Origin of the sequence: Paraburkholderia caffeinitolerans (assembly GCF_902859945.1) — a bacterium.
Lineage (GTDB): Bacteria > Pseudomonadota > Gammaproteobacteria > Burkholderiales > Burkholderiaceae > Paraburkholderia > Paraburkholderia caffeinitolerans.
In genome coordinates this window covers 12,903-39,466 of record NZ_CADIKL010000038.1, presented here as the reverse complement: position 1 = coordinate 39,466, position 26,564 = coordinate 12,903, and the positions used below count along the sequence as shown (strand labels likewise).

21 protein-coding genes and 1 pseudogene are annotated in these 26,564 nt (G+C 63.3%); 12 read left to right on the top strand and 10 right to left on the bottom strand.

Annotated features, from left to right (window positions below):
• The first annotated feature begins 161 nt into the window (after positions 1-161).
• The 5 genes from HV773_RS28200 to HV773_RS28180 all read left to right on the top strand — a co-directional run bounded on the left by HV773_RS28200 (position 162) and on the right by HV773_RS28180 (position 4,681).
• Positions 162-1,484: an MFS transporter gene (locus HV773_RS28200; RefSeq protein ID WP_175197447.1), complete on the top strand. Its 1,323-nt coding sequence runs from the start codon at positions 162-164 to the stop codon at positions 1,482-1,484.
• Positions 1,485-1,584: 100 nt separating this feature from the next.
• Positions 1,585-2,565: a quinone oxidoreductase family protein gene (locus tag HV773_RS28195; RefSeq protein ID WP_175197446.1), complete on the top strand. Its 981-nt coding sequence runs from the start codon at positions 1,585-1,587 to the stop codon at positions 2,563-2,565.
• Between the two features lie 10 nt (positions 2,566-2,575).
• Complete coding sequence (locus tag HV773_RS28190; RefSeq protein ID WP_175197445.1) at positions 2,576-3,424, top strand: TauD/TfdA dioxygenase family protein; 849 nt, start codon at positions 2,576-2,578, stop codon at positions 3,422-3,424.
• A gap of 21 nt (positions 3,425-3,445) precedes the next feature.
• Positions 3,446-4,006, top strand: a complete 561-nt coding sequence (locus tag HV773_RS28185) for an RBBP9/YdeN family alpha/beta hydrolase (protein WP_377730676.1) — start codon at positions 3,446-3,448, stop codon at positions 4,004-4,006.
• 309 nt (positions 4,007-4,315) lie between these two features.
• Complete coding sequence (locus tag HV773_RS28180; protein ID WP_175197444.1) at positions 4,316-4,681, top strand: BON domain-containing protein; 366 nt, start codon at positions 4,316-4,318, stop codon at positions 4,679-4,681.
• A 175-nt stretch (positions 4,682-4,856) separates the two neighbouring features.
• On the opposite strand, the gene HV773_RS28175 is transcribed toward HV773_RS28180, so the two are convergent.
• On the bottom strand, positions 4,857-6,062 hold the full coding sequence (locus HV773_RS28175) for a porin (protein ID WP_175197443.1): 1,206 nt from the start codon (positions 6,060-6,062) through the stop codon (positions 4,857-4,859).
• A 424-nt stretch (positions 6,063-6,486) separates the two neighbouring features.
• The gene (locus HV773_RS28170; RefSeq protein ID WP_175197442.1) at positions 6,487-9,186 is read right to left on the bottom strand and encodes a winged helix-turn-helix domain-containing protein; all 2,700 of its coding nucleotides are present in this window, start codon (positions 9,184-9,186) and stop codon (positions 6,487-6,489) included.
• Positions 9,187-9,365: 179 nt separating this feature from the next.
• On the opposite strand from HV773_RS28170, the gene HV773_RS28165 reads away from it, so the two are divergent.
• From HV773_RS28165 to HV773_RS28155, 3 genes are read left to right on the top strand one after another with little or no spacing between them, the layout of a single operon-like run.
• The gene (locus tag HV773_RS28165) at positions 9,366-10,337 is read left to right on the top strand and encodes a universal stress protein (protein WP_175197441.1); all 972 of its coding nucleotides are present in this window, start codon (positions 9,366-9,368) and stop codon (positions 10,335-10,337) included.
• Complete coding sequence (locus HV773_RS28160; RefSeq protein ID WP_246282438.1) at positions 10,338-11,561, top strand: multidrug effflux MFS transporter; 1,224 nt, start codon at positions 10,338-10,340, stop codon at positions 11,559-11,561.
• A 48-nt stretch (positions 11,562-11,609) separates the two neighbouring features.
• On the top strand, positions 11,610-12,131 hold the full coding sequence (locus HV773_RS28155) for a BspC domain-containing protein (protein WP_175197440.1): 522 nt from the start codon (positions 11,610-11,612) through the stop codon (positions 12,129-12,131).
• Between the two features lie 79 nt (positions 12,132-12,210).
• On the opposite strand, the gene HV773_RS28150 is transcribed toward HV773_RS28155, so the two are convergent.
• From HV773_RS28150 to HV773_RS28135, 4 genes are all read right to left on the bottom strand, one after another.
• A complete protein-coding gene (locus tag HV773_RS28150) occupies positions 12,211-13,305 on the bottom strand; it encodes a polyamine ABC transporter substrate-binding protein (RefSeq protein WP_175197480.1) in 1,095 nt (364 codons plus the stop codon).
• A gap of 166 nt (positions 13,306-13,471) precedes the next feature.
• Positions 13,472-14,662 (bottom strand): serine hydrolase domain-containing protein, encoded by a 1,191-nt coding sequence (locus HV773_RS28145; protein WP_175197439.1) that lies wholly within the window; start codon positions 14,660-14,662, stop codon positions 13,472-13,474.
• 100 nt (positions 14,663-14,762) lie between these two features.
• Positions 14,763-16,484: an amidohydrolase gene (locus HV773_RS28140; RefSeq protein WP_175197438.1), complete on the bottom strand. Its 1,722-nt coding sequence runs from the start codon at positions 16,482-16,484 to the stop codon at positions 14,763-14,765.
• 159 nt (positions 16,485-16,643) lie between these two features.
• Positions 16,644-17,552 (bottom strand): helix-turn-helix transcriptional regulator, encoded by a 909-nt coding sequence (locus tag HV773_RS28135; protein ID WP_175197437.1) that lies wholly within the window; start codon positions 17,550-17,552, stop codon positions 16,644-16,646.
• A 180-nt stretch (positions 17,553-17,732) separates the two neighbouring features.
• On the opposite strand from HV773_RS28135, the gene HV773_RS28130 reads away from it, so the two are divergent.
• From HV773_RS28130 to HV773_RS28120, 3 genes and pseudogenes are all read left to right on the top strand, one after another.
• Positions 17,733-18,080, top strand: a complete 348-nt coding sequence (locus HV773_RS28130; RefSeq protein WP_175197436.1) for a cupin domain-containing protein — start codon at positions 17,733-17,735, stop codon at positions 18,078-18,080.
• A 98-nt stretch (positions 18,081-18,178) separates the two neighbouring features.
• Positions 18,179-18,540, top strand: a pseudogene (locus HV773_RS28125) (NAD(P)/FAD-dependent oxidoreductase); the annotation flags it as partial.
• 32 nt (positions 18,541-18,572) lie between these two features.
• Positions 18,573-19,787 (top strand): MFS transporter, encoded by a 1,215-nt coding sequence (locus tag HV773_RS28120; protein WP_175197435.1) that lies wholly within the window; start codon positions 18,573-18,575, stop codon positions 19,785-19,787.
• 42 nt (positions 19,788-19,829) lie between these two features.
• Here the strand turns inward: HV773_RS28120 and HV773_RS28115 are convergent, their stop codons facing one another.
• Positions 19,830-23,576: a patatin-like phospholipase family protein gene (locus HV773_RS28115; protein WP_175197434.1), complete on the bottom strand. Its 3,747-nt coding sequence runs from the start codon at positions 23,574-23,576 to the stop codon at positions 19,830-19,832.
• Positions 23,573-23,776: a hypothetical protein gene (locus HV773_RS28110; RefSeq protein WP_175197433.1), complete on the bottom strand. Its 204-nt coding sequence runs from the start codon at positions 23,774-23,776 to the stop codon at positions 23,573-23,575. The genes HV773_RS28115 and HV773_RS28110 overlap by 4 nt, the downstream gene beginning before the upstream one ends.
• A gap of 220 nt (positions 23,777-23,996) precedes the next feature.
• Here HV773_RS28110 and HV773_RS28105 point away from each other — a divergent pair, with 220 nt between their 5' ends.
• Positions 23,997-25,337 (top strand): alkaline phosphatase family protein, encoded by a 1,341-nt coding sequence (locus HV773_RS28105; RefSeq protein WP_175197432.1) that lies wholly within the window; start codon positions 23,997-23,999, stop codon positions 25,335-25,337.
• A gap of 4 nt (positions 25,338-25,341) precedes the next feature.
• Here HV773_RS28105 and HV773_RS28100 read toward each other — a convergent pair whose 3' ends face one another.
• Both HV773_RS28100 and HV773_RS28095 read right to left on the bottom strand, forming a co-directional pair.
• Positions 25,342-26,010, bottom strand: a complete 669-nt coding sequence (locus HV773_RS28100) for a hypothetical protein (protein ID WP_175197431.1) — start codon at positions 26,008-26,010, stop codon at positions 25,342-25,344.
• 8 nt (positions 26,011-26,018) lie between these two features.
• Entirely contained in the window at positions 26,019-26,534 is a 516-nt protein-coding gene (locus HV773_RS28095; protein WP_175197430.1) for a glycoside hydrolase family 108 protein, read from the bottom strand.
• Between the last annotated feature and the right edge of the window lie 30 nt (positions 26,535-26,564).

Below are 26,564 nucleotides of genomic sequence, written 5' to 3'. Positions count from 1 at the left end.
TTGCCACCTCAACGGATCGGTCATGTTCCGGGCGATTCATGCGACCAACCGCGGCGCGAAACGCCGGGACCCCCATTATCGATAATCGGCCGCCAGTGTTCCGGCGGCCAGCATGTCACACAACAGCGCCCGATCACGAGCGCGACGTAAGGAGACCAAAGATGCTTACCACGCATGCCGAGCCCACTGTGGGCGATTTTTCGGCGAAACAAACGGACGTGCGCAAGTATGCGTGGGTCGTGTTCGCCTTGACCGTCGGGTTGCTGCTTTCCGACTACATGTCGCGGCAGGTGTTGAATGCCGTGTTTCCGCTGCTCAAGGCCACATGGCATCTCTCGGACACCCGGCTCGGCTCGCTGAGCAGTGTGGTCGCGCTGATGGTGGGCGTGCTCACCTTTCCGCTTTCAGTGCTCGCTGACCGCTGGGGCCGCGTGAAGAGCATCGCCCTGATGGCGGCGATGTGGAGCCTCGCGACGCTCGGCTGCGCGCTCTCGACCAACTATGGCGAGATGCTCCTCGCACGCGCCTTTGTCGGTATCGGTGAAGCCGCCTATGGCAGCGTCGGGATCGCTGTAGTCCTGAGCATTTTCCCGGCGCGGCTGCGCTCCACGATCACCGGCGCCTTCATGGCGGGCGGCGCGTTCGGCTCGGTGTTGGGCATGGCGCTCGGTGGCGCGGTTGCGGCGCATCTGGGCTGGCGCGCGTCGTTTGGCGCGATGGCGATTATGGGGATTGTGCTGGTCGTTCTCTATCGTATCGTTGTTACCGAAAAGCGGCTCGCGCCGCTGCAGCCGGAAGGCGTGGGCAGGCAAGCGCAGGACATCGGTATGCGCACGAGCTTGCGCGCGCTGATGAAGGGGCTGTTTTCCACGCGTTCGGTCGTGTGTGCCTATGTGGGCAGCGGCGTGCATCTGCTGGTTCCGGCCGCCATCTGGAGCTGGATGCCGAGCTTCCTGAACCGCTACTACGGCATGGCCACCGGCAAGGCTGCCGTGACTGCCGCGGTATTCGTTCTAGTGACGGGCGTGGGCATGGTGGTGTGCGGGAACCTGGCGGATCGCTTCAGCAAGCATGCCGTCGAACGGAAATGGAGCATCGCGGTTGCGTACTGCCTGATCTGCTTCGTACTGCTCGGAATTGGCTTGCGCATGCCTGCTGGTCCGGCACAACTCGTCATGATCGGCGCCGGCATGTTCTTCTGCGCCGGCGCGGCCGGCCCCTCGGGCGCGATGGTGGCGAACCTCACGCCGTCGTCGATCCACGCCTCGGCGTTTGCCACGCTGACGCTCGCCAATAACCTGCTGGGGCTCGCACCCGCTGCCGTGCTGACCGGCATCGTGGCCGATCGCATCGGCTTGCTCGGTGCGCTGCAGCTCGTGCCATTCGCTCCGCTGGTCGCGGCAGTCGTATTCCTGATCGGACGGCGCCATTACGCCGTCGATCTCGATCGCGTGAACACTTTGCGCGAAGAGGCCGCGCGCTAGATGAAAGCAATCATCGGGCAATAGCGCCTCAAGGGCGGGACGAGCCGTCCCGCCACATATGAAAAGTTTTGCAGTTTGAGTCAAGGATAGGAGAGTAGAGATGGCGAAAGCAGTGCGCTTCCATGAAACCGGCAGTCCCGAAGTCTTGCGCTACGAGAGCGTTGAAGTGGGCGAGCCCGGCCCCGGACAGGTCCGCCTGCGCCACGAGGCAGTGGGGTTGAATTTCGCCGACACCTACTTCCGCAGCGGTCTGTATCCCGTGCCGCTGCCTGCGGGCATGGGTGTCGAGGCAGCCGGCGTGGTCGAGGCCGTGGGCCCCGAGGTGACCAACGTCGCCGTTGGCGACCGCGTGACCTACACGGGCTTCATCAACACGCTCGGCGCCTACAGCACCGAGCGCCTGATCCCCGCCGCGCCGCTCATCAAGCTGCCGGACGCCATCTCCTGCGAAACGGCTGCCGGCATGACGATGCGCGGCCTCACCTCGTCTTACCTGATGCGCCGCATTCATGACTTCAAGGCCGGCGACACGATTCTGCTGCACGCGGCCGCAGGCGGCGTGGGCCTGATCGTATCGCAATGGGCGAAGCTGCTGGGTCTTACGGTGATCGGCACGGTATCGAACGAGGCCAAGGGCGAGGTGGCGCGCGCGCATGGCTGCGATCACATCGTCTACTACAGCCGCGAAGATGTGGCCAAGCGCGTGCGCGAGCTGACCAGTGGCGCAGGCGTGAACGTGGTGTTCGACAGTGTCGGCAAGGACACCTTCGACGCGTCGCTCGATTCGCTCAAGCGCCGCGGCTTGATGGTGTGCGTCGGTACGGCGTCGGGGCCGATCCCGCCGTTCAATCCGCAGATCCTGGCGATGAAGGGGTCGCTTTACCTCACGCGCCCGGCATTGGCGGACTATATCGCCGACCCCGCGGAGAAGGACGCGCTCGCCGCTGAACTGTTCGGGCATGTCGCTGCGGGCCGCATCAAAATCGAACTGAACCAGCGTTACGCGCTGGAAGACGCGGTGCAGGCCCACCGCGATCTTGAATCGCGCAAGACGACGGGCTCGTCGGTCTTCGTCATCTGAGGAGTGCAACATGCGAATCGAACAACTGACCTGCGCAATCGGCGCCGAGCTGACTGGCGTGAATCTCGCCGATGCCATTCAGGACAATGACCTGTTCGCCGAGATTCGCGCGGCGCTGCTCAAGCACCGCGTGCTGTTCCTGCGCAACCAGAACATCTCGCGTGCAGAGCATGTGGCGTTTGCGCGCCGCTTCGGAGAACTCGAGGATCACCCTGTAGCCGGCAGCGACCCGGAGCATGCTGGCCTTGTGCGCATCTACAAGACCCCGGACCAGCCCAACGACCGGTACGAAAACGCGTGGCATGCGGATGCCACCTGGCGCGAGGCACCGCAGTTCGGTGCGGTTTTGCGCTGCGTGGAGTGCCCGCCCGTAGGCGGCGACACGATGTGGGCGAACATGGTGCTGGCCTACGAGAAGCTGCCTGAGCACGTGAAGGCGCAGATCGCGGACCTGCGCGCCCGCCACAGCATCGAGGCGAGCTTCGGCGCGGCGATGCCGATCGAAAAGCGTCTCGCGCTCAAGGCGCAGTTCCCGGACGCGGAACACCCGGTCGTGCGCACGCATCCGGAGACCGGCGAGAAAGTGCTGTTCGTGAGCGCTTTCGCGACGCACTTCACGAACTATCACACGCCGGAGCGCGTGCGCTTCGGGCAGGACGCCAACCCCGGCGCCGGCGATTTGCTGCGCTATCTCGTGAGCCAGGCCTATATCCCCGAGTACCAGGTGCGCTGGCGCTGGAAGCCCAACAGCATCGCGATCTGGGACAACCGCAGCACGCAGCACTATGCCGTGATGGACTACCCGCCGTGCCACCGCAAGATGGAGCGCGCCGGAATCATGGGTGACAAGCCGTACTGATTGGGCAGGATGCCATAACAAATGATGTCACATACCACGCCGACCATCCTGATGGTCCCGGGGGTGCGCGACCACGTGGCGGACCACTGGCAAACGTTGCTGGAAGCGCGGTTGCCCAAGGCGGCTTCGGTGCCGCCGCTCGAACACGACAAGCTCAGTTGCGCGGCGCGCGTGGCCGCACTCGACGCCGCGCTCGCGAAAATCGACGGTCCCGTCATCCTCGTCGCGCACAGCGCTGGCGTAATGATCGCGGTGCAATGGGCGCAGCGGCACAGCCGCAAGATTCACGGCGCGCTGCTCGCCGCGCCGGCCGATCTCGAAACGCCGCTGCCGGCTGGCTATCCGGCCTTTGATGCGCTCGCCCAGAGCGGCTGGCATCCGATTCCGCGCAAGCCGCTGCCGTTCCCGAGCATCGTCGGCGCGAGCCGCAATGATCCGCTTGCGCGCTTCGAGCGCGTGGAGGCCATGGCGAAGGACTGGGGCAGCCGACTCGTCGACCTGGGCGAAGTCGGTCACCTGAATCCCGCCGCGGGCTTCGGTGAATGGCCCATGGCAGAGTCGTTGATCAATGAACTTGTCTGACCAAATTATTGATATTGCAACTGTATAATTGATTTGTCATCCTATTTCTTTTAAGCCACCGCGGCAGTATTTCTCATAAGCGTGAGTGCCGCGGCGCGCTTTGCCACTCAAAAAAATACCGATCTGGGAAAGACGCCTGGGACAGGGACGAGCAGTTCCTGCCCCAGGCGAATTGCTTTTTTGCGCCGGAGTAAAGGAAAGGAGATTCGACATGGCCAAAGTAGTGCGCTTGCATGAATCTCCCCGTCGGCGTGATGACCAGCAGGATTACCGCGTTTCACCCAGCAGCAATAACCACAGGAGTATGTAATGAACACGACTACGAAGACCCTCAGCCTGGCGCTCTGCACACTGCTCGCCGCAGTGGCCCTGAACGCGTCGGCCCAACCCGCAGCCAGCGCGCCTGGCGCTACGGCGGCGGCGTCCAGCACAGCGGCGCCCGTTGCTCAGAGCAACACCAAGCTGCGCCGCGCGGTGTACACCGCGATTACGAAACACAAGGAGATCCACGGCGGCAGCATTGGTGTCACCGCCAAGAATGGGGCGGTGACGCTGAATGGCTCGGTTACGGATGCCGCACAGGTCGAGCAAGTCGCTGAGATCGCCAAGGGCGTTCCAGGCGTGACCTCGGTGACGAACAAGCTGACGGTCCAGAAGCCCCTGGGCGGTATGTAAGCATGAAAGGCACGCCGGAGGCTGTAGCCTGCCGGCGGCCACACAGATCGGCGACGGAGGCGGGGCGGGTTCGATGTCTCGTTGATGCGCGCTGCAAGATCGTGGGCGGCGCAGAAACGACAGAGCAGAAACGACAAAGCCGCCTTTCGGCGGCTTCGGGTTGGCTGGATACGTCTTAGAAGGTATGGCGCAGGCCGATGTTGAAGGCCGTGGTGTTTTTGCCCGGGGCTACAGGCGTCCCATAAATGAGTTCCTGGTTCATCTGGCCGCGGTTGGACACGTAGCCAGCCTGCGCATAAACCAGCGTGCGCTTCGACACGCCGTAGTCAGCGCCGATTGCGTAGGCGGTCGACTGGTTCGAGTTGTTCTTGTTGTCCTTCAGGTAGTAGACACCCGAGGTGAAGTTGAGCGCCGGGGAAAAGCGGTAGCCAAGACCGCCCGTCCACATGTCGAAATCACCGGAGACCACAAATGCCTTCGGTACCCCATTCGAGTTGGCCGGATTGCGCCCGTTGCTGAACGAGCCGGAGACCGAGATACCGTGCCACGTGTATTTCGCGCCAAAGTAGACGAAGCGGTTGTTGTTCAGGCCGGTCGCCGGGATGCCGGTCGTGGCAGTCGCAGGGTTACCGGCGGCGGCATATGAGTACGGGTTGGCGTCGTGTCCGTTGTAGTAGACGGCATCGGCGTTCAGACCATAGCCCGAATACTTGAGCACGGCCGACTCGCGCGTGCCGCCCTGGGCCTGCCCCGCCACGCCGCCGGGAGCAAACTCGAGTGCAGCGGACACACCGTAAAACGACGGCGAATTGTAGACGATCGCATTGTCGTCATACAGCGCGCCAATCTGGCCGTTCGTGTTGCTTCCGGTCCAGCCCGACATCGTGTTCATGGTCAGCCAGGCGGTCAGCACGCTGCCGAAGTACTGCGCATTGCGCACGTCCGTTTCGGCCATCGCGTAGGCCATCGGAGCGAACTGGCGGCCGAAGTCGACCTTGCCGAACGGGCCCGACACACCGACGGTTGTGACCTGGGTGAACATTGATGTTCCAGTTGGCGTATCCGACTTCCCCGACTGGCCGTTGGAACTGTTAAACGCTCCCTGGAGCTTGAAGTTGGCTGCGTATCCGCCGCCAAGGTCTTCCGAGCCCTTCATGCCGAAGATGCTCGAGTAAATGCCGCCGTCCTTGAGCTGAACCACATGACCTGCGTTGCCGTTGATTTTGGTGTTCGGCAGGAAGGGTGCTGCCGCGTATGACGCCGACGTGCTCTGGTAGAGCAAACCCGAGTCCACGACACCGTAAAGCGTCACCGACGATTGCGCGTGTGCTGCGCCTGCAAATGCGAAAAGCGCTGCGGCGCACGTAATTCTCAATTTCATGTGGTCTCCTGCGTAACCATGTTCGATCCCCGATCGACAGCATTCTAAAAAGATGACATTGCAACTGATTGAGGAGAATACGCGTGAGCGCAAAAATCCTTCCCCCCATCAGTGGGTGGGCGGGTTTTCCGTAATTTCGTGACGTGGTATACGCCGGAAAGCCTTGTGGGGAACGCTTCAGGAGCTATTCAGCGCGCGCTTACTCGGGGCTGGACGCCGGGTGACGCTCTATTCGCGTTGCATCCTGGTGACAAAATCATGGGGGGTATGCTCGATTCGTTATGACGTTGATAAGTCATCTATCGAGCGGTTGATAGTTCAACGTTTGAAAATGACGTACTTCAACGTGGAACGTTAAATCTTATCCGTCACCATAGGGAAAACGCGGAGATGCGTTACGGCGCCGACGGGTTCATTGGACCCTTCAGGCGATTTCCTGAATCAAACCCATCAGTTGCGCACGGCGAACGATCTGCTTGCGCGACGTTGCGTCGAGCTTGACGAAGAGATTCTTGAGATGCCACTTAACGGTTTCCTGGCCAACACCCATGGCAAGTGCAATCTCCTTGTTCGTGAGATGGCGGCTTACCAGTTCGAGCACGGTGCGCTCCTTGGGCGTAAGCGCGGTACTGGGCATGACGCGCGGGCCGTCTGTCGTTTCGGCATCCTGCGGCGCGGCGGGGGGCGCGGGCTTGATTGAGTGGACGCGCACGGGCGGCGCCTCGCTGTCGGCCGCGCGCTCACGCAGCCAGTCGACGAGCGCGGGATGCAGGTCGAGTGCGGCGAGATTCATCCCGTAAGTTGCCGCCAGATCTTTCGCTTCCCGCAGCAGCGCGGCGCCGTCTTCCCCGCAGCGGTCCCGCGCGAACGCCCGCAAGGCCATGAGCTCGGCGCCAACGGCACCGAGCTTCATCGAATCGGTCCATCGCTGCGCAAGTGCCAGTGCCTCGTCTGCACCTCGCCAGTCCTGAGCGGCGAATGCGACAAACGCCCGCGCGATCTGCTGGTGCATGAGCAGCGCGCCGCGCGTTAGCGGTGCATCCTCGGTGACGTGTCCGGCGACTAGATCGTCCAGCCGGTTGGCAAGCGTGTGACAGCTCGCCGAACGGAAACGCCCGCTGTGCAGCCTGATCTGCTCGGCCAGACTGACCACGCATAGCCTCGGCATATGGCGGGCGGCGCCGATAGCATTGAGCGTCTCGAGCAAATCGAAGGCCCGGTGCTCCGCGCCGCAAGCTGCCGCGACCCGGGCAACCGTACGGTAGGCGAAGATCACCACATCGGGGGTACCGCTGCGCTCGATGACGTCCAGCCGGTTTGCAAGCAGCGCCGCCGTTTCGTCGAAGTCGCCCTGGTTGTAGCGCGTTGCAGCGAGCAGGGCCGCGAGCATGCAGGAAAACGGGTGGCGGCGACCGAGATCGTCGTCCGCCTGTACGAGCGCCGGGCGCAACGTGCGTTCCGCCAGCAGTACCTGCCCCTCGAGCAGGTAGCTGAAGCCTGTAAAGCACGTGCGCCAGCGAACCACGTAACGGTTGGCCGCGCTGGCATCCCCGCGCGGCGCATGTCGTCCGTACTGACGCGCCGCCGCGTATTCACCGGTCATGATGGCGCGCACCGACAGCCGGTTGGCCTGCACCTGTTGCAGCCATGGGTCGCTAACGGGCGGGGTGTTGCCCCAGCGTTCGAGCAGGTGCGCCGCACGGTCCGGCTCATCCGCGAAGTAGGCCGCCGCACTCAGAATGAGGTCGATCTCAAAGCGCATTGCGTCATCCGGCTCGGTGCTGCGCAGGATCGCCTGCGCCTGCTCCTCGGCCTGTTGCTGCCGGTCGCTGAGCGCAAGCGCCCATGCCATGGCGAGCCGCAGCCGCGGATGGCGCTCCAGCACAGGCTCAGGCAGCCATTCGAGCCACTCGAGCACGGCCACGACATGGCCCTGCGTGACTGCCTCATGCAACGACCGCTGGGCAAGCACATACGCGGTGTCCTCTTGCCCGCACGCGAGCGCGTGGCGCGCGGCCGCTTCGGCCATGCCGTTGTCGGCCAGCCACTGCATCGCGCGGCGGTGCAAATCTTCCTGGGCGGACTGTGGCAGCGCGCCCAGACGCGCGCGCAGCGCCTCGCGCGCCATCGCGTGCATCCGGAACCATTGGCCACGCCCCTGCGCGCCGACAACAAAGAGCGGCGTCTCCCGCGAAAGCCGCAGGAGCCGCTTGCCCGCGTCCTGATCCCCGGTGAGGGCCGCGCAAAGATCCTCGTGCTGAAGCTCGACAATGGAGACGCGCACGAGGAACTCCGTGTCCTCAGTGCTTAGCCTCTCCAGCAGCGCAGTGACGAACTGTTCGCGAATGCCGGCGGTGCTGCTGGCAAAGGCGTCGATGCTCGCTACGGGGTCCTCGGAGTCGGCAATGGTGGCAAGGGCGAGTTGCAGGCCTAGCGGCCAGCCTTCCGCGATGTCATGCAATCGTGCGCTCGCTTCCGCATCGACAACGGCGTCGAGCCTGTTGCCGATCAGCGCAATGGTTTCGTCCAGCCGAAAGCGAAGCGCGACGGCATCCACCGTGACGCATCGTGCAGCGGCGCTCAGGCGTCTGATGACCTTGTCGAAGCCGGCGCGCGCGGCAATCACCACACGCAGGTTGGGCGGCAGGTTTTCGAGCAGATAGACAAGCGCGTCCTGGCTCGCCTGCGGCAGCTTTTCGGCTTCGTCGAGCATCAGCACGGTATCGAGCGCAGTGCGGGCCACTTCCGCCAGCCATACCGTGATCGCCTCCAGTGGCGAGTCCGCAATCGCGCCGCCCTCGAGCAGGCGCTTGCCGAACGTCACCTTGCCGGACCCCGTGCGCACGGCAAGTGTGAGGCCGCCGAGCAGGCGCGAAGGATCGTCGTGCCCGTCGAGCGAGAGCCACGCAACTGCGCTGCCGTGCCTCAGGTATTCCTGTCGCCACTGGATCAGGAGCGACGTCTTCCCGAACCCCGGCGGCGCCTGCACAACGGTCACGGCGCGATTGCGGAACTGCTCGCTGTCCGACCTCAGACGGGTACGGGCAAGCATGTCCCGCGGTGCGCGCGGCGGAATGATCTTGAGCGTCGCTTCCGGACTCGTGGCTGATAGTTGCTTTGTCATCGGATTGGGGGCCAAGAACTGCGTCGCGAACGTGCCAATGCAAACGGGGTCAGGCAGGGTTGAATTGATTATAGCGAACCCGTGCCGCTTCCAAACCCACCTTCCCCCCTTTCAATGGGGGGAGATTTACAGAGCGGATATCCCTACCATTGCGTCCTGTCCAGTAACGGCAGAATCTCATGTTTCGACATCTCGGGTTATTGATTGAGCCGAGTGATCATTGCTCGGATGCGGCTATTCAGGCGCTCGAATTTGCCTTTGAAAATAGTGCCCGAATCAGCCTCTGGTACGCACAAACGTTGCCGGAAGATCCCCATGCCCAGGCGCAGTGCGCGTTCGCGGCGCGCGAAGTGCTCGCGCGTACGGAGGCTGCTGCCATGGCAATGGGGATTCCGTGCAGGGTCACGGCGCTTTTCTCAACGCAACCGGCACACGAAGTGCTGAACGCGGTGCGCCTGTCCGGGTGCGACACGATTGTGACGGTACGGGGTCCGGCCGAGACGGCGGTACCCGGGTCGAAGGCATTCGATCTGCGTGCGCTCGCCACTGTTCCCGTACTGACGTTTGGTATCGGGGCCACGCCGCCCCGGATTCCGGCCCTTGACGTGCTGCGCACCGAGTACCGGCGGCACGCAGCCTTGTTGCGTCAGTGGCTTTGCGTGCTGAGCGATCAGGACGCGTCAAATGCGCAATCGCTGCGCGCACATTGCGCGGGCCTGCGTGAAACCGTCGAGCATATCCGCAGCACCGTGCATCCCTTGCAGCGCCGCAAGGAACTTACCCTCTATGGCAGACTGCGGCGACGCGTCGAGAGCGTGCGCGCCGAAATTGACGAAGTCCTTCTGCTGGGTCGACGCGAACACGAGCTGCTCGGCGAGCTTGAGTTGCTGGTGGCGCGGCCCGAGGGTGGCGTCGAGGCGGCGGAGGTGCTGTCCGTGCTCGATCGTTACGCCCAGCGCGTCTGGACCATTCGCGGACGGGAAGAGGGGATCATCCTGGCAGCGGCACGTCGCCACCTGACGGCGGCCGACTGGGAGCGGCTTCATGCGGAGTTCATCCATGCGTGCCGCACAGGCGACGCCGAGAAGAGGGCGGACCGGACCGGACTGGACGGTGCACGCCCCGAGACCGGCACGAACAGGAGTTTGTAAATGGCGACCATGCACACGAAGGCAGAGGTTGAACCGCAACGGCTCCACACCCCGACGATCGTCGTGCTCGTGGCTGGACTGTCGATGCTCGGGCAATTCGCGATTGCCACATACCTGCCGGCCTTTTCCATCATGGCGCAGGCGCTGCACGCTACTCCGGCGCAGATCCAGCAGTCGTTGTCAGCCTACCTGCTGCCTTTCGCGCTGATGGTGCCGTGGCACGGGGCGATCTCTGATGCGATCGGCCGCCGCCGGATGATTCTCGCCGGCAATGTGCTGTTCACTGTTGGATCGCTGATGTGCGCGGCTGCGCCGGGCATCGGGCTGCTCTACGCCGGTCGTGCCGTGCAGGGCATGAGTGCCGGGGCCGGCGTCATCATTGGTCGGGCGATGGTGCGCGACGTCTTCGACGGAACCGACGCGCAGAAAATCATGGCGCTGGTCGCGATGATCTTCGCGCTCGCACCCGCGCTCGCGCCTGTCTGTGGCGGCTGGCTGCTGCTGTGGACGGGTTGGCGCAGCATTTTCCTCTTCCTCGCGTTCCTGTCGGCATTGCTGGTCGTGATCTGTTGGTTTTTCGTCCCGGAGACCCTGCCGCCAGCGCGCCGGCATCCGCTGCATCCCGTCGCGCTTGCGCGCGCCTATGGCGCGTTGTTCACGATGCCGCGCTTTGTTGCGCTGGCGCTCGCCAACGCGGCGGTCAATCTCGGGATCTACCTTTACGTCCTGGCCGCGCCGAGCTTCGTCGTGAAGCATCTTGGTCTTGGAGAGCAGTCGTTCGGCTATCTTTTCATCCCGATCGTGGTGGGTTTGATCGCCGGCGCCGCAGTCGCGCACCGTACCGCCGGGCATGGCAGTGCCGCGCGCAATGTGCTGCTTGGCCATCTCGTGATGGTCGTGGCCGGCGTGGTCAACATCGGCGTCAACGCGATGCATGCTTCACCAATGCCATGGGCGCTGGTAGCGCTACCGGTTTTCAGTCTGGGCATGATGATGACCCAGCCCTTCCTTCAGGTTCTGGCGCTGGATTGCTTTCCCGAGCGACGCGGCCTGGCGTCAAGCTGCTACATCACGGTCCAGCAGTTTGGCAACTTCCTGTCCTCGGCCCTGCTGGTTCCCATGCTGCTCGGCAGCACCCTCTACATGGCGCTCGGCATGGCGGTATTGCAGTGTATTGGCCTGGCGACGTTCTGCATTGCGATGCGCCATCGGGAACTCGACTGAACCTCCTGCGAGGTCGCCTGCATCATGATTATCGTTAGAGTCGTTTCGATGTTTCGCACCCGTCCGGTACCGAAGCGGTTACTGAGCCTGGCCGGCCGTTCGGTGGTTGCCAGTGCGTGCTTTTCGCTCGCAGCGCCCGCATTTGCCGACCAGCTCGATCAACACAACCAGCTCGTCAGTCAGTTCATCGAGACCATGCATGCCGATCCACTCGTTGCGGACTGCGCTGCCCACGGCATTTTCGTCGCCAGTACCTCGAGTGCGATCGACCACGTCGAGTTTCGTCAGGGTTCCTTCGAGAGCGGGCACGCGTCGGTCACGCCGCGCAATGCTTCGTTTGGCGAGCGCAAGCAGCACGTGGTGGTCGACACCATCGTGACAGTCGAGGCTCAAGGCATCCGCGTGAGCGGTGGCGAACCGCTAGATCTCCGGTTCCGCTGCGGCTATGTTGCCGGAAGGTTGCTCGCGTTCAGCTGGAATGACCCTGTGTCAGCGGCGTCGCCGCATCACAGAGCGGTGTTCGGCAAGCGGCACTTGCCGGGCCTGCCCGTAGCCATGGCTCAAAACTAGCCGCTTACCCATAAAACGGGGGGACGAAAAACTCGCCCCCCTTGAGACCGGCGGCTACGCCGCCGTCACAAATTCACCCTCACTCGGTCTTGAGCTTCGCCCAGAGACGGTTCTGCAAACGCGTCAGCTCGGCCGTCATGGGCGTGCTCACGAACAGCTTGCGGTAGACCTCCGGCGGCGGGAACACGGCCGGATCGGCCAGCACCTCGGGCCGCACCATGGCCTTCGCGCCCAGCACCGTGGACGGGAAGGACGTGTAGTTCGTCAGCGCCGCGGCTTCCTTCGCCGAGATTACGAAGTTGATGAACTTCAGCGCCGCCTCGGGATGGGGCGCATCCTTCGGAACCGCCATCATGTCGAACCAGATCGACGTGCCGACGTCGGGAATCAGGTACTTGATGTGATACGGCTTCTTCGCGTCCAGCGCGGCCACGCGGGCCGAGTTCACGTCGCCTGACCAGCCGAGCGCGATACAGATGTCGCCGCCCGCCAAGTCGTTGATATAGCTGGTGCTGTTGAACTGCGTGATGTACGGCCGAATGCCCTTGAGCACCTGATAGGCGGCTTCGTAATCGGCGGGGCTATTGGTGTTGGGGTCTTTCTTCAGATAAACGAGCGCCGCGCCGAACGCATCGACCGGCGAATCGAGCACGGAAATGCCGCAGCTCTTGAGCTTTTGCGCGTTCTTCGGATCGAACAGCAGCGACCAGCTATTGAGCGGGGCGTCGTTGCCGAGCGCGGCCTTGACCTTCTCGACGTTGATGCCGATGCCGTCCGTGCCCCACGACCAAGGTATGCCGTACTGGTTGCCGTGGTCTTCCTGCGCGACGATCTTCATGATGTCGGGATCGAGGCCGGCGAGGTTCGGGAGCTTCGAATGGTCGATCTTCTGGAAGATGCCGGCCTGCACCTGGCGAGCCCAGTACATGTCGGACGGCACCACCACGTCATAGCCCGAGTTGCCCGAGAGCAGCTTGGCCTGCAGTGTGTCGTTCGAATCGAACTCCTGATAAACGACCTTGATGCCGGTTGCCTTCTCGAAGTTGGCAACGGTGTCCTTGCCGATCGAGTTGCCCCAGTTGTAGACGTTGACCACCTGCTCGTCGGCGCGTGCCGAGGGCATGGTTTGCCATGCGGCACCCGCGAGCGCGAGCGTCGCGCAAATCGCCTTCATCTTGCCAGTCAATCTGTTTGCCACTTGTCGTTCCTCCATTGTTGAATTGTGCCGTCCTCACAGGGACGTGTCGTGTCGATTGCGCTAATTTAGTTGGGGGGATGCAGCGGGTCTGCCCCCCCGGCGGCACGGCATCGAGCGATTGGGCTCGATGTGCTCGATGTACTCAATCGGCCAGATGCCGGACGATGGCCCGGTATGCGGCCAGCACGATGTCGTCCATCGGCTCGTCCACGGGCAGGTGCTGGGACGAGAGCTTGACGATGACCACGGCCGCGCGCGGATCGACGTAGATCCACTGGCCGTGAATGCCGATCGCGATGAACGGCGAGCCCGCCGCGCCGGTGAGATACCACTTGCTGCGGTAGCAGCCGCCCGGCAGGAAGTCGGCCCATGTGGAGCGCGCCCAAGCCTCGCGGCTGCCGTTGTTCATGATGTCGTCGATCCACCAGCCCGGCACGATCTGTTTGCCGTTCGCCACGCCACGGCATCGCACCATCTCCGCGCAACGCGCGAGGTCGCTGAGCGTCGCGCACAGCCCGGCCGCCGCGCGCGGCGCGCCAAGACGGTCGAGCGTGATGCAGGCCTCATGCTGCGCGCCGAGCGGCACCCAGAGGTGCTGCGAGAGCAGCGCGTCGAGCGGCTGCGCCGCCGCGCGTTCGATCACCCAGCCGAGCACGTCGGTGGTCGGCGAGTTGTAGTGGAAGACCTCGCCGTGCGCGCGCTCGCCGGGGCGCAGTTCCGTGAGGAAGCGGCGCAGGTCCACCGGGTCGTCGGGCAGCGGCGGGTTCCAGCCCATCGCGCGGCGGTAGCGCAGGAAGTTGCCGCGCGTGTCGAGATAGTCTTCGGCGAACGTCACGCTCGCGCTCATGTCGAGCAGATGGCGCACCGTCGCGCCATGATCGTAGGCACTGCCGCGCAGCTCGGGCAGATAGTCGACCACGGGGGCGTCGACATCGAGCACGCCCTGGTCGGCGAGCACGCCGCACAGCAGCCCGACGAGCGACTTGGTGATTGAGAAGATCAGGTGCTGGCTCTCGGGCGTGAGGCCGTTGTTGTACCACTGCGTCACGATCTGGCCGCGCTTCATGACGAGGAAACCGTCGGCGTTGGACTTCGCGAGCATCTGGTCGATGCTCCAGGTTTCCCCGGCGGGCGTGGTGAAGCTCAGGGTGCCGAGGTCATTGCAGCGCTGCGGCAGCGGCGTGGCCGCGCGCGGGTCGTGTGCGATCGCGGCGGTGGGCAGCAGGCGGCGCACGTTGCGGAACGACCACTGGCTGTACGGCTCGAGACGCCAGTTGGCCAGCGTGACCTGGTGTTCGGAGGAGGCCGGCGCGCCGGTCATGATGCGTGACATTTTCGGTGTTCCTTGTTTCGGTATCCTGATTGTGTGCCTGAGAGAAAGCTTTGCGGCAGGGGCGGCGGCAAGCGGGTATCGCCTGCCACCGCCCCTGGGTTCAGACCGCTGCTTCGAGGCCGAAGGCCGCGCGCATCGAGCCGGCGGCATGCGTAACGCCGCCGTTCATCATCGTGAGCGCGATATCGATCTTGCCGATCTGATACTTGTTCACTTCGAAGAGGTTGTTTTCGAGGACGATGAGGTCGGCGCGCTTGCCGACGGTGACCGAACCCACCTCGTGCTCGAGCCCGAGCTGCCAGGCGCCATTGATCGTATAGGCGGCGATGAGCTGGGGAATGCTCAGGCGCTCGTTGATGTCGGGCAGCGCCGGAGCATCGGGTTCGCCCGCGAGCTGGCGCGTGTGGCCGGACTCGATATGCTCGACGGGGCGATGCTGGCAGCGGCACTGGCAGGCGAGGCCGTCCATCCCGGTCGACACCGTCACGCCCTGCTCGATGAAGGTGCGGAACTTGTACATATTGCTCCAGCGCTCCGTGCCGTAGTGTTCGCGCAGCAGTTCGGTGTACAGATCGACCACGCCCCATTGAAGCTGCGTGTTGGCCATCACGCCCAGTTCGCGAAAGCGCGGAATATCCGAGGGATGCGTGAGGAACGCATGCGTGATGACATGGCGGCGGTCGCGCTGCGGGTTGGTGTGGTTCACGCGCTCGAAGCCGTCAAGCGCCGCGCGCACGGCCGCGTCGCCCACGCAATGCACCATCACGTTGAAGCCCGCCTTGTCGGCTTCCAGCAGATGCTGCTCGAATTCGCTGACGGGCATGGTGGGCGCGCCGCAGGTGTCCGCGCGGTCGGCGTAGGGTTCGAGCAGCCACGCCGTGTGGTTGGCCTCGGTGCCGTCGAGAAACAGCTTGAGCGCGCGCGCCTTGACGAGCGGCGAGTCATAGCGCTGGTTGAATTCGCGCAACATCTCCACGGGCTTTTCGACTTCGCCCACCACGGCCACGCTGCCCACTACGCGCAGCTTGAGGTCATCGCGCCGCTCCATGTCCTGGAGCGTTTCGTAGAGCAGCGACTGGTCGCCGCTCGGGTCCATGAAGCCCGCATCGAACACGGTCGTGATGCCGGCGGCCGCAAGCTTGTCCTGCCATACCGCGAAGGAGCGCAGGTACAGGTCCATGCCTTTGGGCAGATAGCCGGCGTCGCTGATGCGCTTGAGCAGCAGCGAGTAGGCCGCGCCGTCCACGATCACGCCGGTCGGTTCGCCCGTGACAGGGTCTTTCTCGAACCAGCTCGCGCCAGGCTGAACCGGCGGCGTGGAGGCGTCGATGCCAGCGATCTCCAGCGCCTTCGAATTGGCCCACGCCGTGTGGAAGTCGGTGGAGAGCAGGCACACCGGGCGGTCGGGGCACACGGCGTCGAGCGTTTCCTTGCAGAGCATCTCGGGCGGGATGGTCGCCTGAATCCAGCCCATTCCCGTGATGGCCTTTTCTTCGGGGTGCGTATCAACGTACTCGCGCAGCGCGCCGATCACCGCTTGCGGATCTTCATAGTTCACGAAAGCCTGAAACGCCGATGCGGTCGTTTCGAAGTGCCAGTGCGATTCGACGAAGCCGGGCAGCATCAGCCGGCCGGCCGCATCAATGACGCGTGTGTTTTCGCCGACCCAGGCCTGGGCGGCCCGTTCGTCGCCGACGAAGACGATGCGCTCGCGGCGCACCGCAACGGCCTGCGCCCAGGGTTTATGGGGATCGACGGTATAGACTTTCGCGTTCGTGAACAGCACGTCCGCTGCGGTATTGCCTGTTTCCTGCGTGCTCATCGTTGCCTCGTGGTGCGCAATTGTGACTGATCGCGGGTCACTATAGTGAGCGCCCGGGGGCGGGTCTGCCCCCCCTTGCAGGGGGCAAAGGGGCTTTGTGCTGGCGCGCGGCGAACGGCGCGGCGTTCAGGTCGCGTTCGGGGTGCGTTGGGGTCGTGTTCAGACCGCGGTCGGAGGCGGGGCCGGATCGGTCTGGACCGTGCCGGTTTGCGGAGCGGACGACGCAGCGGAAGCCGGCATGGCCGCTTCGAGCGCCCATTTGGCCAGATCGCGCTTGGTCCGCACGCCGAGCTTGGCGAACGCCCGCTGGATATAGGACTCGGCGGAAGACTGCCGTACGCCCAGGATGGCCGCCGTCTCGGGCACGGTCCGGCCCACGATCAAATGCTTGCAGCTTTCGTATTCGCGCTTGGAGAGCGTGATGCCTTCGTGCGCGACGCGGGCGTCGAACAGCGCGAGCGGATCCGTGCTGGTCGCGGTATTGGCAACCTTTCTGGCGGCCGACATCGACGAATGCAGTTCGAGCAGCGGAAACAGAAAGTCGCCCAGGTGGCGCAGTTGGCTCAGCTCACTCAGCGAGAACGGGGGCAAATGCTTGCGGCGCACGATGGCGAGCGAGTATTGCGCGTGGCTCGCGTCTTTCGTGAGCACGCATTCGTGGGCGATCTGGCGTTCGTCGAAAATGCGCTTGCGAAATTCGCCAGCGGGGATGTTGCTCATGTCGCGCACCACGAGGTGCGTGCCGGTTGTGCCACGTATCGCGGCGAACAGCGGATCGGCGGCCTGAAAGCGCTCATAGTAAAGCCCCATGACGTGATCGAGCCTGGCCTGCTCGTCGTCCACCGCGCCGCTGCCGAGCCATTCGCAGCTATAGCCGAGCGGCGCGCCGGCGCCAAAGCGCGAGCGCTCCACGTGCACGACGTCGAGCGGAATGATTCCGTTCATGAACGACGTGAGCCGATGAACGAAATGCGGCGTACCGATCGACTCGATAATGTCGCCGAGCGCCTTGATGGGCACATCGATGTGCTGGCTTTGATGGTTGAAAGGGTCGACGTTGAGCAGCATGGTGCACCTGATCGGGTACGTGTTCTACGCGTATGCACAGCTAAAAAGCATAACAGAAGCGCCCTTGGGTTCAAGCGCACCCCCGGTAAACTCGCGCTGCCCCCCCAAAGCCGGGGCATACCGGGATCATCGAACTCTTTAACGTTGCGATTTTCCTTTCAATCGTTTCATGAGATTCAGATGAGCAAGCTGATCAAGGACATCGTATTGCTGGGCGCAGGCGCAGGCGAATTCACCAAACTCGAATTCGGCATGGACGAAATGGACTGGCGCGGCGCGGCGGGCGAGAGCCGCCAATACATTGCCGGCTGGTGGGAAGGCAAGGTGGGCGCGGTCGACTTTCCGGAAACCGCCGCCGACGAGGCCGTCTGGCTGACCGGGGGGCGTATCGCGCTGACCGACGTCGAGGGCAATCGCAAGGAGTTCGAGTCGGGCCAGGGCTATCTGCTGCCGGCCGGCTTCGCGGGCCGCTGGGAGACGCTCGAGGACGCGCAGAAGTTCTACGTCGTGCTCGAGAAGGCGCAATGAACGAGGCGGTGGAGAAGGGGGCGCATGGCTCGTCCGCGGGCCCTGGCGGCGCGCGGGCCAGCTTGAGCGTTGGGGACGCGCTCGCGCGCACCAAGCTCGGCGGGCTCGTGAGCTATCACTTCGACGGCGACTCGAATCCGCCGCAGGACGAGAAGCGCGAAACCTACCATCGGCTCGCGCAGGCGTTTTACAAAACTTTCCCGTAGCTGAGCGACGTGCGGTTTTCGCACGCGTGGGGTGGCCCGATCGATTATTGCTCGCGCGGCTCCGTGTTCGCCAAGCGCGATCTCGGCGGCAAGGGCGTGTTCGTGGCGGGCTATACGGGCTTTGGCGTGGCGGCGAGCCGCTGCGCCGGATTGGCGCAAAGATCACCTTCCATGCATTCGACGGCGCCGATGCCGAAGGCGGCTGGAAGCGCGCATGGATCAACGGCCTCAAGACAATGGGCTTTCCGATGTGAGCATGCATGCCATGTCTGGAGGAGACGAATAGATGTTGAAGCAGTCAAAACGACGATCGGAGCAACGATCGGAACAAACCAGCGGCAAGCATCGCGAAAGCATGCTGTTCATTCTGTCGATCGTCGCGATCGGCATATTGGGCCCCACTGAATTTCTCGGCATGCCGGCGGTGGTCGGCACGGTCGAGCAGCATTGGGGGTTTGGCGAAGCGGCCATTGGCATGTCGTCGTTCGCCGAGGTGCTGGGTGAATCGATTGGGACCTTGCTGGTCGCCTTCGTGCTGGGGCGGCAGCCCGTGCGCCTCGTGCTTGCCGGTGTCGCGCTGCTGGCCGCCGGTGCGAACTTTGCCACGCTTGGCGCGCATGGCCTGATCGCCTATTCGATGCTGCAATTCATGGGCGGCATTGGCTCAGGCGGGCTCAATGGCATTGCGCTGCGCTACCTGTCGTACACGCGAACGCCCGAGCGCCATCTCAGCGCGATGCTGCTGGGGCAGGTCGCCTGGAGCATGCTATTGGTCGGATGCGTGTTTCCGGCCTTGAGCGCCACGTGGGGTGCAGCGGGCATATTCGGTTTCATCGCGGCGATGTTTGCCACGTTTCCGCTTGTTGCATTGCTTTTTCGCCCCGGCGAAACGCTCGCGCGGCCCGTTGCGCTCAGCATCGGCAGCTTCGACAAGGCGGGCTCGATGCTCGTGCTCGCCGCGCAACTGGCGCTTTATGGCGGCGTGGGCGTGGTCTGGACTTTTCTCGAGCAGATCGGGCGCGATGCCGGTCTTGGCGCGGGCGCGATATCGACCGTGCTCACGATCGCCAACGTGGCAAGTCTGGCCGTCTGCATCCTGATGCCGCGACTCGGTGCGGGCGCCGGACTCAGGCGCTGGGCGCTCGTGAATCTGGCCGGCTGCGTGCTGGCGGTCGGCTTGCTCGCGCGCCCGGCCTCGACACTCACGTTCTCGCTTGGCGCGGTGCTGTTCATTGCGTGCTGGACCGGCGCAGCGCTGCTGATCTATTCGACGATTCCCCAATACGATCTCGGCGGCAAATGCGCGGTGCTGCTGCCGGGCTGCGTGGCGCTCGGATACGGCGTGGGCTCGATCGCCGGTGGCGCACTGCTTGAGAGCATGGGCACCGCCATGGCGCTCTGGGGTGCGATTGGCTTGTGCAGCGTTTCGTTTGCGTGCTACGCATGGCTGCGGCCAGCGGTGTTCGCGAATCCGGCGTTCGGCGATCCGCAACTCGAGTGACCCGCCACGCGCACTAGTCCCTGCACGGTGCGCGAGACCCCATCAAGGTGTGGGCGACGGAGCGATCCAGACTTCGATCGTGTGCGGGATAGCCTGCAAGTTCGCGGACAACGGCTCGACGGTCCATTCCGATGTGCCGACTTCCGGTCCGAGCGCCTTCGCGCACGCCTTCGACGCACGATCGTGGAAGCGCACCGTGGTGTGAGTCACCGGCATCGGGCCGGCGCGGCCATTGCGCCGCGCGGTGTCGAGCACGTCCTCGATCGCCGGCACGCTGGCGCCGATTGCGCGCCACTTGTCGCGATAGCCATTCGCCGTCCCGCGCTGCGAACTGCCATAGATCTGGATATACACCGTGACGTTCCGGCAGATGTCCGCCGCAATGGCGGCGGCCTGCGAGGCCGGGGTCGTGGCGGCGGTGGCGCTCGCAGGGGGCGGCGGCGGATGCAGCGCGGATGCCGATGCAGGCGCGCTGGCTGGTGGAACAAAACCAGCGAGCGGGGGCGGTGCGGGCTCCACTTCCGGTTGTTGCGCGACGGTTGTCGACGGCTTGGATGCTTGGAGCCTCTTGTCGTGATTCAGTCCGTGGCACCCTTGGGCGAGCGATTCGATTTCTTCGCCCGCGCGTCCCAGCGCGCTTGGTTTTTCGGCGAGCGGGCCGTTCAAGAACTCGAAATCGGCTTCCGCCGCGAGTGTTGCGTAACGCGCGGGATCGCACGGGTGCCTCGATGGGTACTGCGCGTTCGCGCCATAGTCGTACGGACCATAGCGGACAGGCAGCGTTGCGAGCGTCAGCGTGTCGGCGGGCTTCATAATGCATTGCGGCAAGGTCGTGCCGAGAGCGGGGGTGGCGGCTTCGACTAGAAGTCGGCAGGCCGCGGTGCGCTTTGCGGCAGCAAGATTCGTACAACCTTGGAGCGTGTCGCGCGTGATACGGGCCGCCAGTGGTGACGCTTTGAACCACTCGGCTTCGCCGGAAGGACACAACGTGTCGGCGGTTCGCACCAGCGCCGCCGCGACCTTGCCAAAGGCTTGGGCCTCCGAGTCGGGAATCGGTGTACCAGGGTTGACCGACGGCAAGCCGGCCCATAGATCGGCGAGATCCTTGAGCGCATTGTGCTCGTCGCTTTCTTGCCGCGCGGCGGCGGTGCGCGCGCTCTCGATTGCCTGCCATGCGGCAACGCCTGTGGTGGTCACCGCGCCGATGCCCAGTGTGGTCCCGACTGCCGTGGCGGCAATACGCGAGGGCAGGCGGCCGGACAGTTTGCCATTCGCGGCGCCGCCGTTAGTCTGCGACGACGCATCAAAAGGCGAGCAGTCGTCGTTCTCGAAGTGCTCGTCAGCGTGTTCCAGCAGATAGTCGATGAAACCGTAATCCAGATCGCTGCCCAGAAACTGGCCCAGCATGAAATAGCTTTCGAACTGCGCTTCGGAAAAAAATTGATCCGCCGTGGTTTGCTGCGGAAAATCCACATTCTGCGCCTTGAAATTGACGAGATCCACGGGCAGTCCGGCGCAGAGATTGGGTTTCACGACGATCAAAATGCCGGGTTCCGAATCTTCGTCGTAGCGAATCTTGGCGAGCGCAAGACAGGCAGAGCTGTTCGGCGAACTGATTTCGTTTAGTGATCCGAATGATATCAATTTCTGCAAGCACGAATGAGACGTGCCGGACACCGGCATATCGCTGCGCAGGCGCTGAAAATTGATGCGTATGCCGAGGTCGATACGCGCCTTGCGCACGAGATTCTCGAGGTCGCCGAAACGGAATTTCGGGTCGGCGCCGCAATCGGCGAGCACGATGACCTGGGCTCGCTCCGCGAGTAGCGCATAGGCGCCGGTGTTCTCGAAGTGGCCGCCATCGGTCAGAAACCAGTTGTCGCCCTCAGTGCCCGCGAACGAGCCGAAGGTCTCGTTGAGCAAGCCGCGCGTTTTGGCCAGCAAGCGCGATGCACGGCGCATCGGCGCACCGTGGGGCAAATTCTCGCGCTCCTTGCGGGTCCACCAGTAGCCGAGTCGCACGCCCGCGAACGTGGCCAGCGCCGCCATGCCGCCGCGCGTCACGCTGCCCATGCCGGGCGACAGCGCGGCCCCGGAGATGGCTGTCCAGGCGCCGATGCTCAGGCTGCCGGGCTCGGCAAGCGCGGTCCACTCGCCGAGCGAAACCCGCATATGACCGCCCGAGGCGACGGTCAAAGGCAGGCCGCAGCGGTCCTGATTGAACAGCCGGCCGCGTGGGTCGACGGTCTGGTTCACGCACACCGTAAGCAGATGCACGGGGCCGCCCTCGCGTTGGGGCTGGTAGCGTGTCAGCGGGCTATCGTCGCCGAAACAGATCTCTCTGACCGAGATGGTGGATTTGCCCGCAGGCCATGTTGACGGCACGCTTTCGAGCGCCCCGAGCGCCGCACGCTCGCCGAAGCGCCGATGGTTCGCCGCGCCGAGATAGCTGCGCGTGAGCCGCGATTTATAAAACGCGTGCAAGGACGACAGATTGAGAAAAGTGAAATTCGCCCCGGTGACCAGCATATATCCGGCTACGGGCACGAGCAGCAGCAACAGATCGGTTCTGGCTTGATCGTACTGCGGCCAGATTTTGGTGAAGAGTTCGCCCATTGCCAGCTTATAGACGAGCGCCACCCACCATGCGCAGAGCAATAGCGCGAGCACATAGCCGAGCAAGCGTGCAATCGCAATGGGCAACGGGCTCGATATCCTGGGCGCAAGTGCCGCCGCGAGCGGCATGAGCACGCGCAGGAGCGCCGCCGCAATGGCGAGAAACGCCGCGGGCTTCACGATACTGCCTAGCTCGAAGGCGAAGTACCACGCCAGTCGATCGACGACGCCAGCGATGCCCACCGCAGCGAACACAATGAGACACCCGGTGAGTTTTCGCGTGAGCCGGTGGCGTGCCCGGGTGGCGCGCAGCGAATAGTCGTTCGGCGATTCGTCATGGCGCGGCGGCAGCGTCGCGCGGGCGACGATCGCGGCGACGAGCCAGATGCCGATCAAGCCGTAACAGACGTACCAGACTGCGTATCGGAACGTCGCGCCGTCGTTATCGGTGGACTGCGAATCGAAGTTCTGGAACATCGCGACGAGCGCCACGCCCGCTAGCGCAGTGAGCAACCAGCCCAGCGCGAACCTGCGAGTCCGGCTAGCCCACGCGAGCGCCCAGTAAGCACCGGCGTAAATCGCGCCGGCCAGCGCGAAGAACGGCAAGAGGACCCAGATTGCCGGAATCCATTTGGACCACCAGCGTAAATACGTGAACACAGTGTCGGAAGCGTAGCCGAGGCGCTCGAGGCTCCACCACACGCCAAGGTCAACCAGTCCCAGCGCGATGCCGAGCAGTACGGCAGCCATGCCCAGTTCGAAATGCACGGCGGTCAGATTGCGCAGATACGTGGCGAACGCGAACGCCTGATCGCGCGCGCCACGAGGAATCAGATAGCGGCCGTTGGCGCGCAACCACCAGATGAACCAGGCCGAGTCGCACCCGCCGACCGCCTTGTTGATGTTGCGCGCATCGTTGCCCGAGCTTGCACGCTGAAACAGATTGCCCAGCATCGAACCGATATAGCCGCCGCCCGACACCGTCGACATCAGATCGAAACGCAGCAGCACATTGTTGCAGGCGAGCGCGCGCACCAGCCCGAAGCAGAACGTCGCGCTGCGAATGCCGCCGCCAGACAACGCGAGCCCCCATTTGCGCGAGGCGTCTGCTGGCATTCGATCGTCTTCGAGTTTCTTGCGGCGGTTTATGACCTGTTCGTCGATGACGTTCACAGCTGGTTTCCTGTCGCGGTCTTGCTCATTGGCAGGGTTTCAACAACTTTTAGCTGGTCTTGGATCGAGTCTAGCCAGCTATTTAGTTTTTGGAGCGTCTCGTCATTTTTATAGTTGCTTTCTGAATCGGCTGGAGTCTTGCCGACCAGGGATGCTTTGCGCTGATCGATGTATAGATAAGCAACTTTGTTCCGAAACATGCGGTGTATAACGCCATCATTTTGGTATTCAAAATGAATGGCCTGTTTCAGAAATGGCTATGCAAATCGTCGCGCTCAGCCGCTTCTATCTGAAACCTCACTCTTTGACCGAACCGTTCGAAAGCGCACATAATTGGCGAACTGTGTGGGGTACACAAACCGTTCATCGCTCCCATCGCGTCGCGAGATGGGCGTCAACGCCGAGTCTGAAGGAAGTCCTATGCCAGAGATCGAACACGTATTCGTCTTGATGCTGGAGAACCGCTCGTACGACAGCATCTTTGGCCTTTCCAACTTTTCCGGCACGCTGCCGGGCGGTGGAGCCACTACGGCCAATGGGTTGCCGGCAGAGCCCATTGTCAACTACGGGCGAACCGGAACCGCATACACATTAGGACACGGCTCGCCCTATGCGCTGGGCTTCGATCCCGGCCATGAATTCACCGATGCGTGTGTTCAGTTATGCGGGCTTCAGGTCGCCAGCGGGACCACCGTGCTTAACGACTCGCTTGTTCTTCCGCCTGGCAAATATCCGCCGTTGGCGTCGGCCACAGCTAACACGGGCTTTGCCGCAACGTACGAAGACCACGCCGATACGGTCGCCGACGCCTTCAGCGTGTTCACGCCTGATCAACTGCCGGTACTGAACTTCCTGGCGAGTCAGTTCTGCGTGTGCGACAACTGGTTTTCTTCCATGCCCGGACCCACGTGGCCCAACCGCTTCTTTGCAGTTGCGGGCACGTCGTCCGGGCTCGATCATTCGCCAAGCGCGGGACAGGTCTTTCAGGCCGTATTCACGAATACGCCCATATTCAACTTTCCGGCAGGCACCATATTTTCTGCACTGCAGCCAGCGGATTGGCTCGTCGTGCAGGGCGATGTTGCACAGACCCGTGGGATTGCCGGCATGCACAATTCGCTGAATCGATTTGTTTCGATGGACGCGTTTCTGACGCAAATCGCGGCAGGGCAGGTGACGGAGAAGTTCGTCTTTATCGAGCCGACTTACGATGCCACGAATGATTTCCGCAACGGGAATTCGATGCACCCGGCGTGCGATGTTTGCAAAGGCGAAGCGCTGGTCAAGCAGGTCTACGACGCCATTAGCGGTTCAGCGCTTTGGCCCAATAGCGTGCTGCTGATTGTTTTCGACGAGCACGGCGGATTTTTCGATCACGTGACGCCTCCCTCAGCAGTGGCTCCGGGCTCGACCGACAATCCTGCGCTGAACACGCACCAGTTTGCATTCACCCAGCTTGGGGTACGGGTGCCCGCGATCGTTGTCTCGCCTTTCGTGCAGGCCGGCACGATAGACCACACGCTGTACGACCACACTTCGATACTGAAGACCACGGACGCACTGCTTGGGCTTGGCGGTGCATTGAACTTTACGGCGCGCGTGAAGGCCGCCAATGATTTCACCCAGGTCCTGAGTCTCGCGGCGCCTCGTACGAGCATCCCGCCATGCCCGCAACCGCTTGCGCCCGACCCATCGCGACCAACGAGCGAGGGCACACCGCGAGCAAAGGATCCTTTCTTGCCGCTGTATGCCCATCACTAGGACTTTAGCGGGTCGTCATCCTGGAGCGCGGCGGTCCTGAGGTTGACTGCTGCGGTTGCGGTTGTTGCTGCCGTGCGCTAAGGGCTGCCGTTAGCGCCTGGGTCTTTTGCGCCGAGCCCGCGCTGGATCCAAAGTAGAAGCCGATGATATTGGCCCAGCCGGTTCCAACGATACCCAGCATCGTGAATAACAGCTCTCGGTACTGTGTGGTCGCTTTGTCTCCATAGACCATCAGGAGGACCACTAGCAAGAAGAAGCACGCGCTAACCACATAAGCCAATATCGAATTGGTGAGGTCATGCGTGGCGATCTGACGTGCGCGCGCACCTTCGGTGTCGCCATATTTCAATTGCTGGGTGTGCTCATCGTCCGAGATGACGGCCAAGGCGACCTCGGGAGAAAGTTGAGCGAGCCCGCTGCCGCTTTCTCGCAAGCGTAGCTGACAAGATTCTTCCGCAGCCAGAATGGCGTTTTGCGTCGCAGGATCGTCATTCTTTGAAGCCGTGAGTATGTCGTTGGGACTCGCCTGCACGTCCTGCAGCAGGCAACGTCCGAGAGCCGCGACCACAATGCCCGCGGAGGGGCCGCCGAGCGCTTGCGCGAGGCTCGGGGAAACCGCGCGGACGGCGTTGGCGATTTGTTCCAGGTCGTTGCTGGTGGGAGTATCGGCCATGATCGGTCTCAAAGCATGTTGAGAAGTGATGTAGCGCGACTGACCCATCCGCGCAGAAAGATGAGTTGCGAGCGGTCTTTTGCGACGATATCGGCAATGGCGCCAAACCGCAGGGCGAGAATCCCACGCGCGAGTTTCGGCATATCGGTGCAAGCGGACAAGGCACCCAGCGTGTCGGTGCCCATTGCGCCGTCGACCTTGATATTCAGCGCCTGCTGCAACCAGCGGGTCGAACGCGATGTGCCGAACAGCACGCCAGAATCCACCACAGCGAGTTTGACCGAGCCGTCGGTGATGGGCTCGAACCCGGGTTGGGCGATGTAATCACGCTTGTAGATGGCGATTGCATCGTTGCGCGACATGTTGCTGACCTGCTCGGCGCTCGCGGGGCCTTTGAGCCCGAGGAAGCGGCCATAATCGGCTGCGGTGATGCCGAAGTTGGTCGGGCCGCCATGATCCGCCGGGTTGTTAGTGAAGCCGCCTTCGAATCGCAGCACGTAGTCGATAATGTCGTCGTCAGTCATCGCCACGCTCCTTTTTCCGAACTGGGGGCA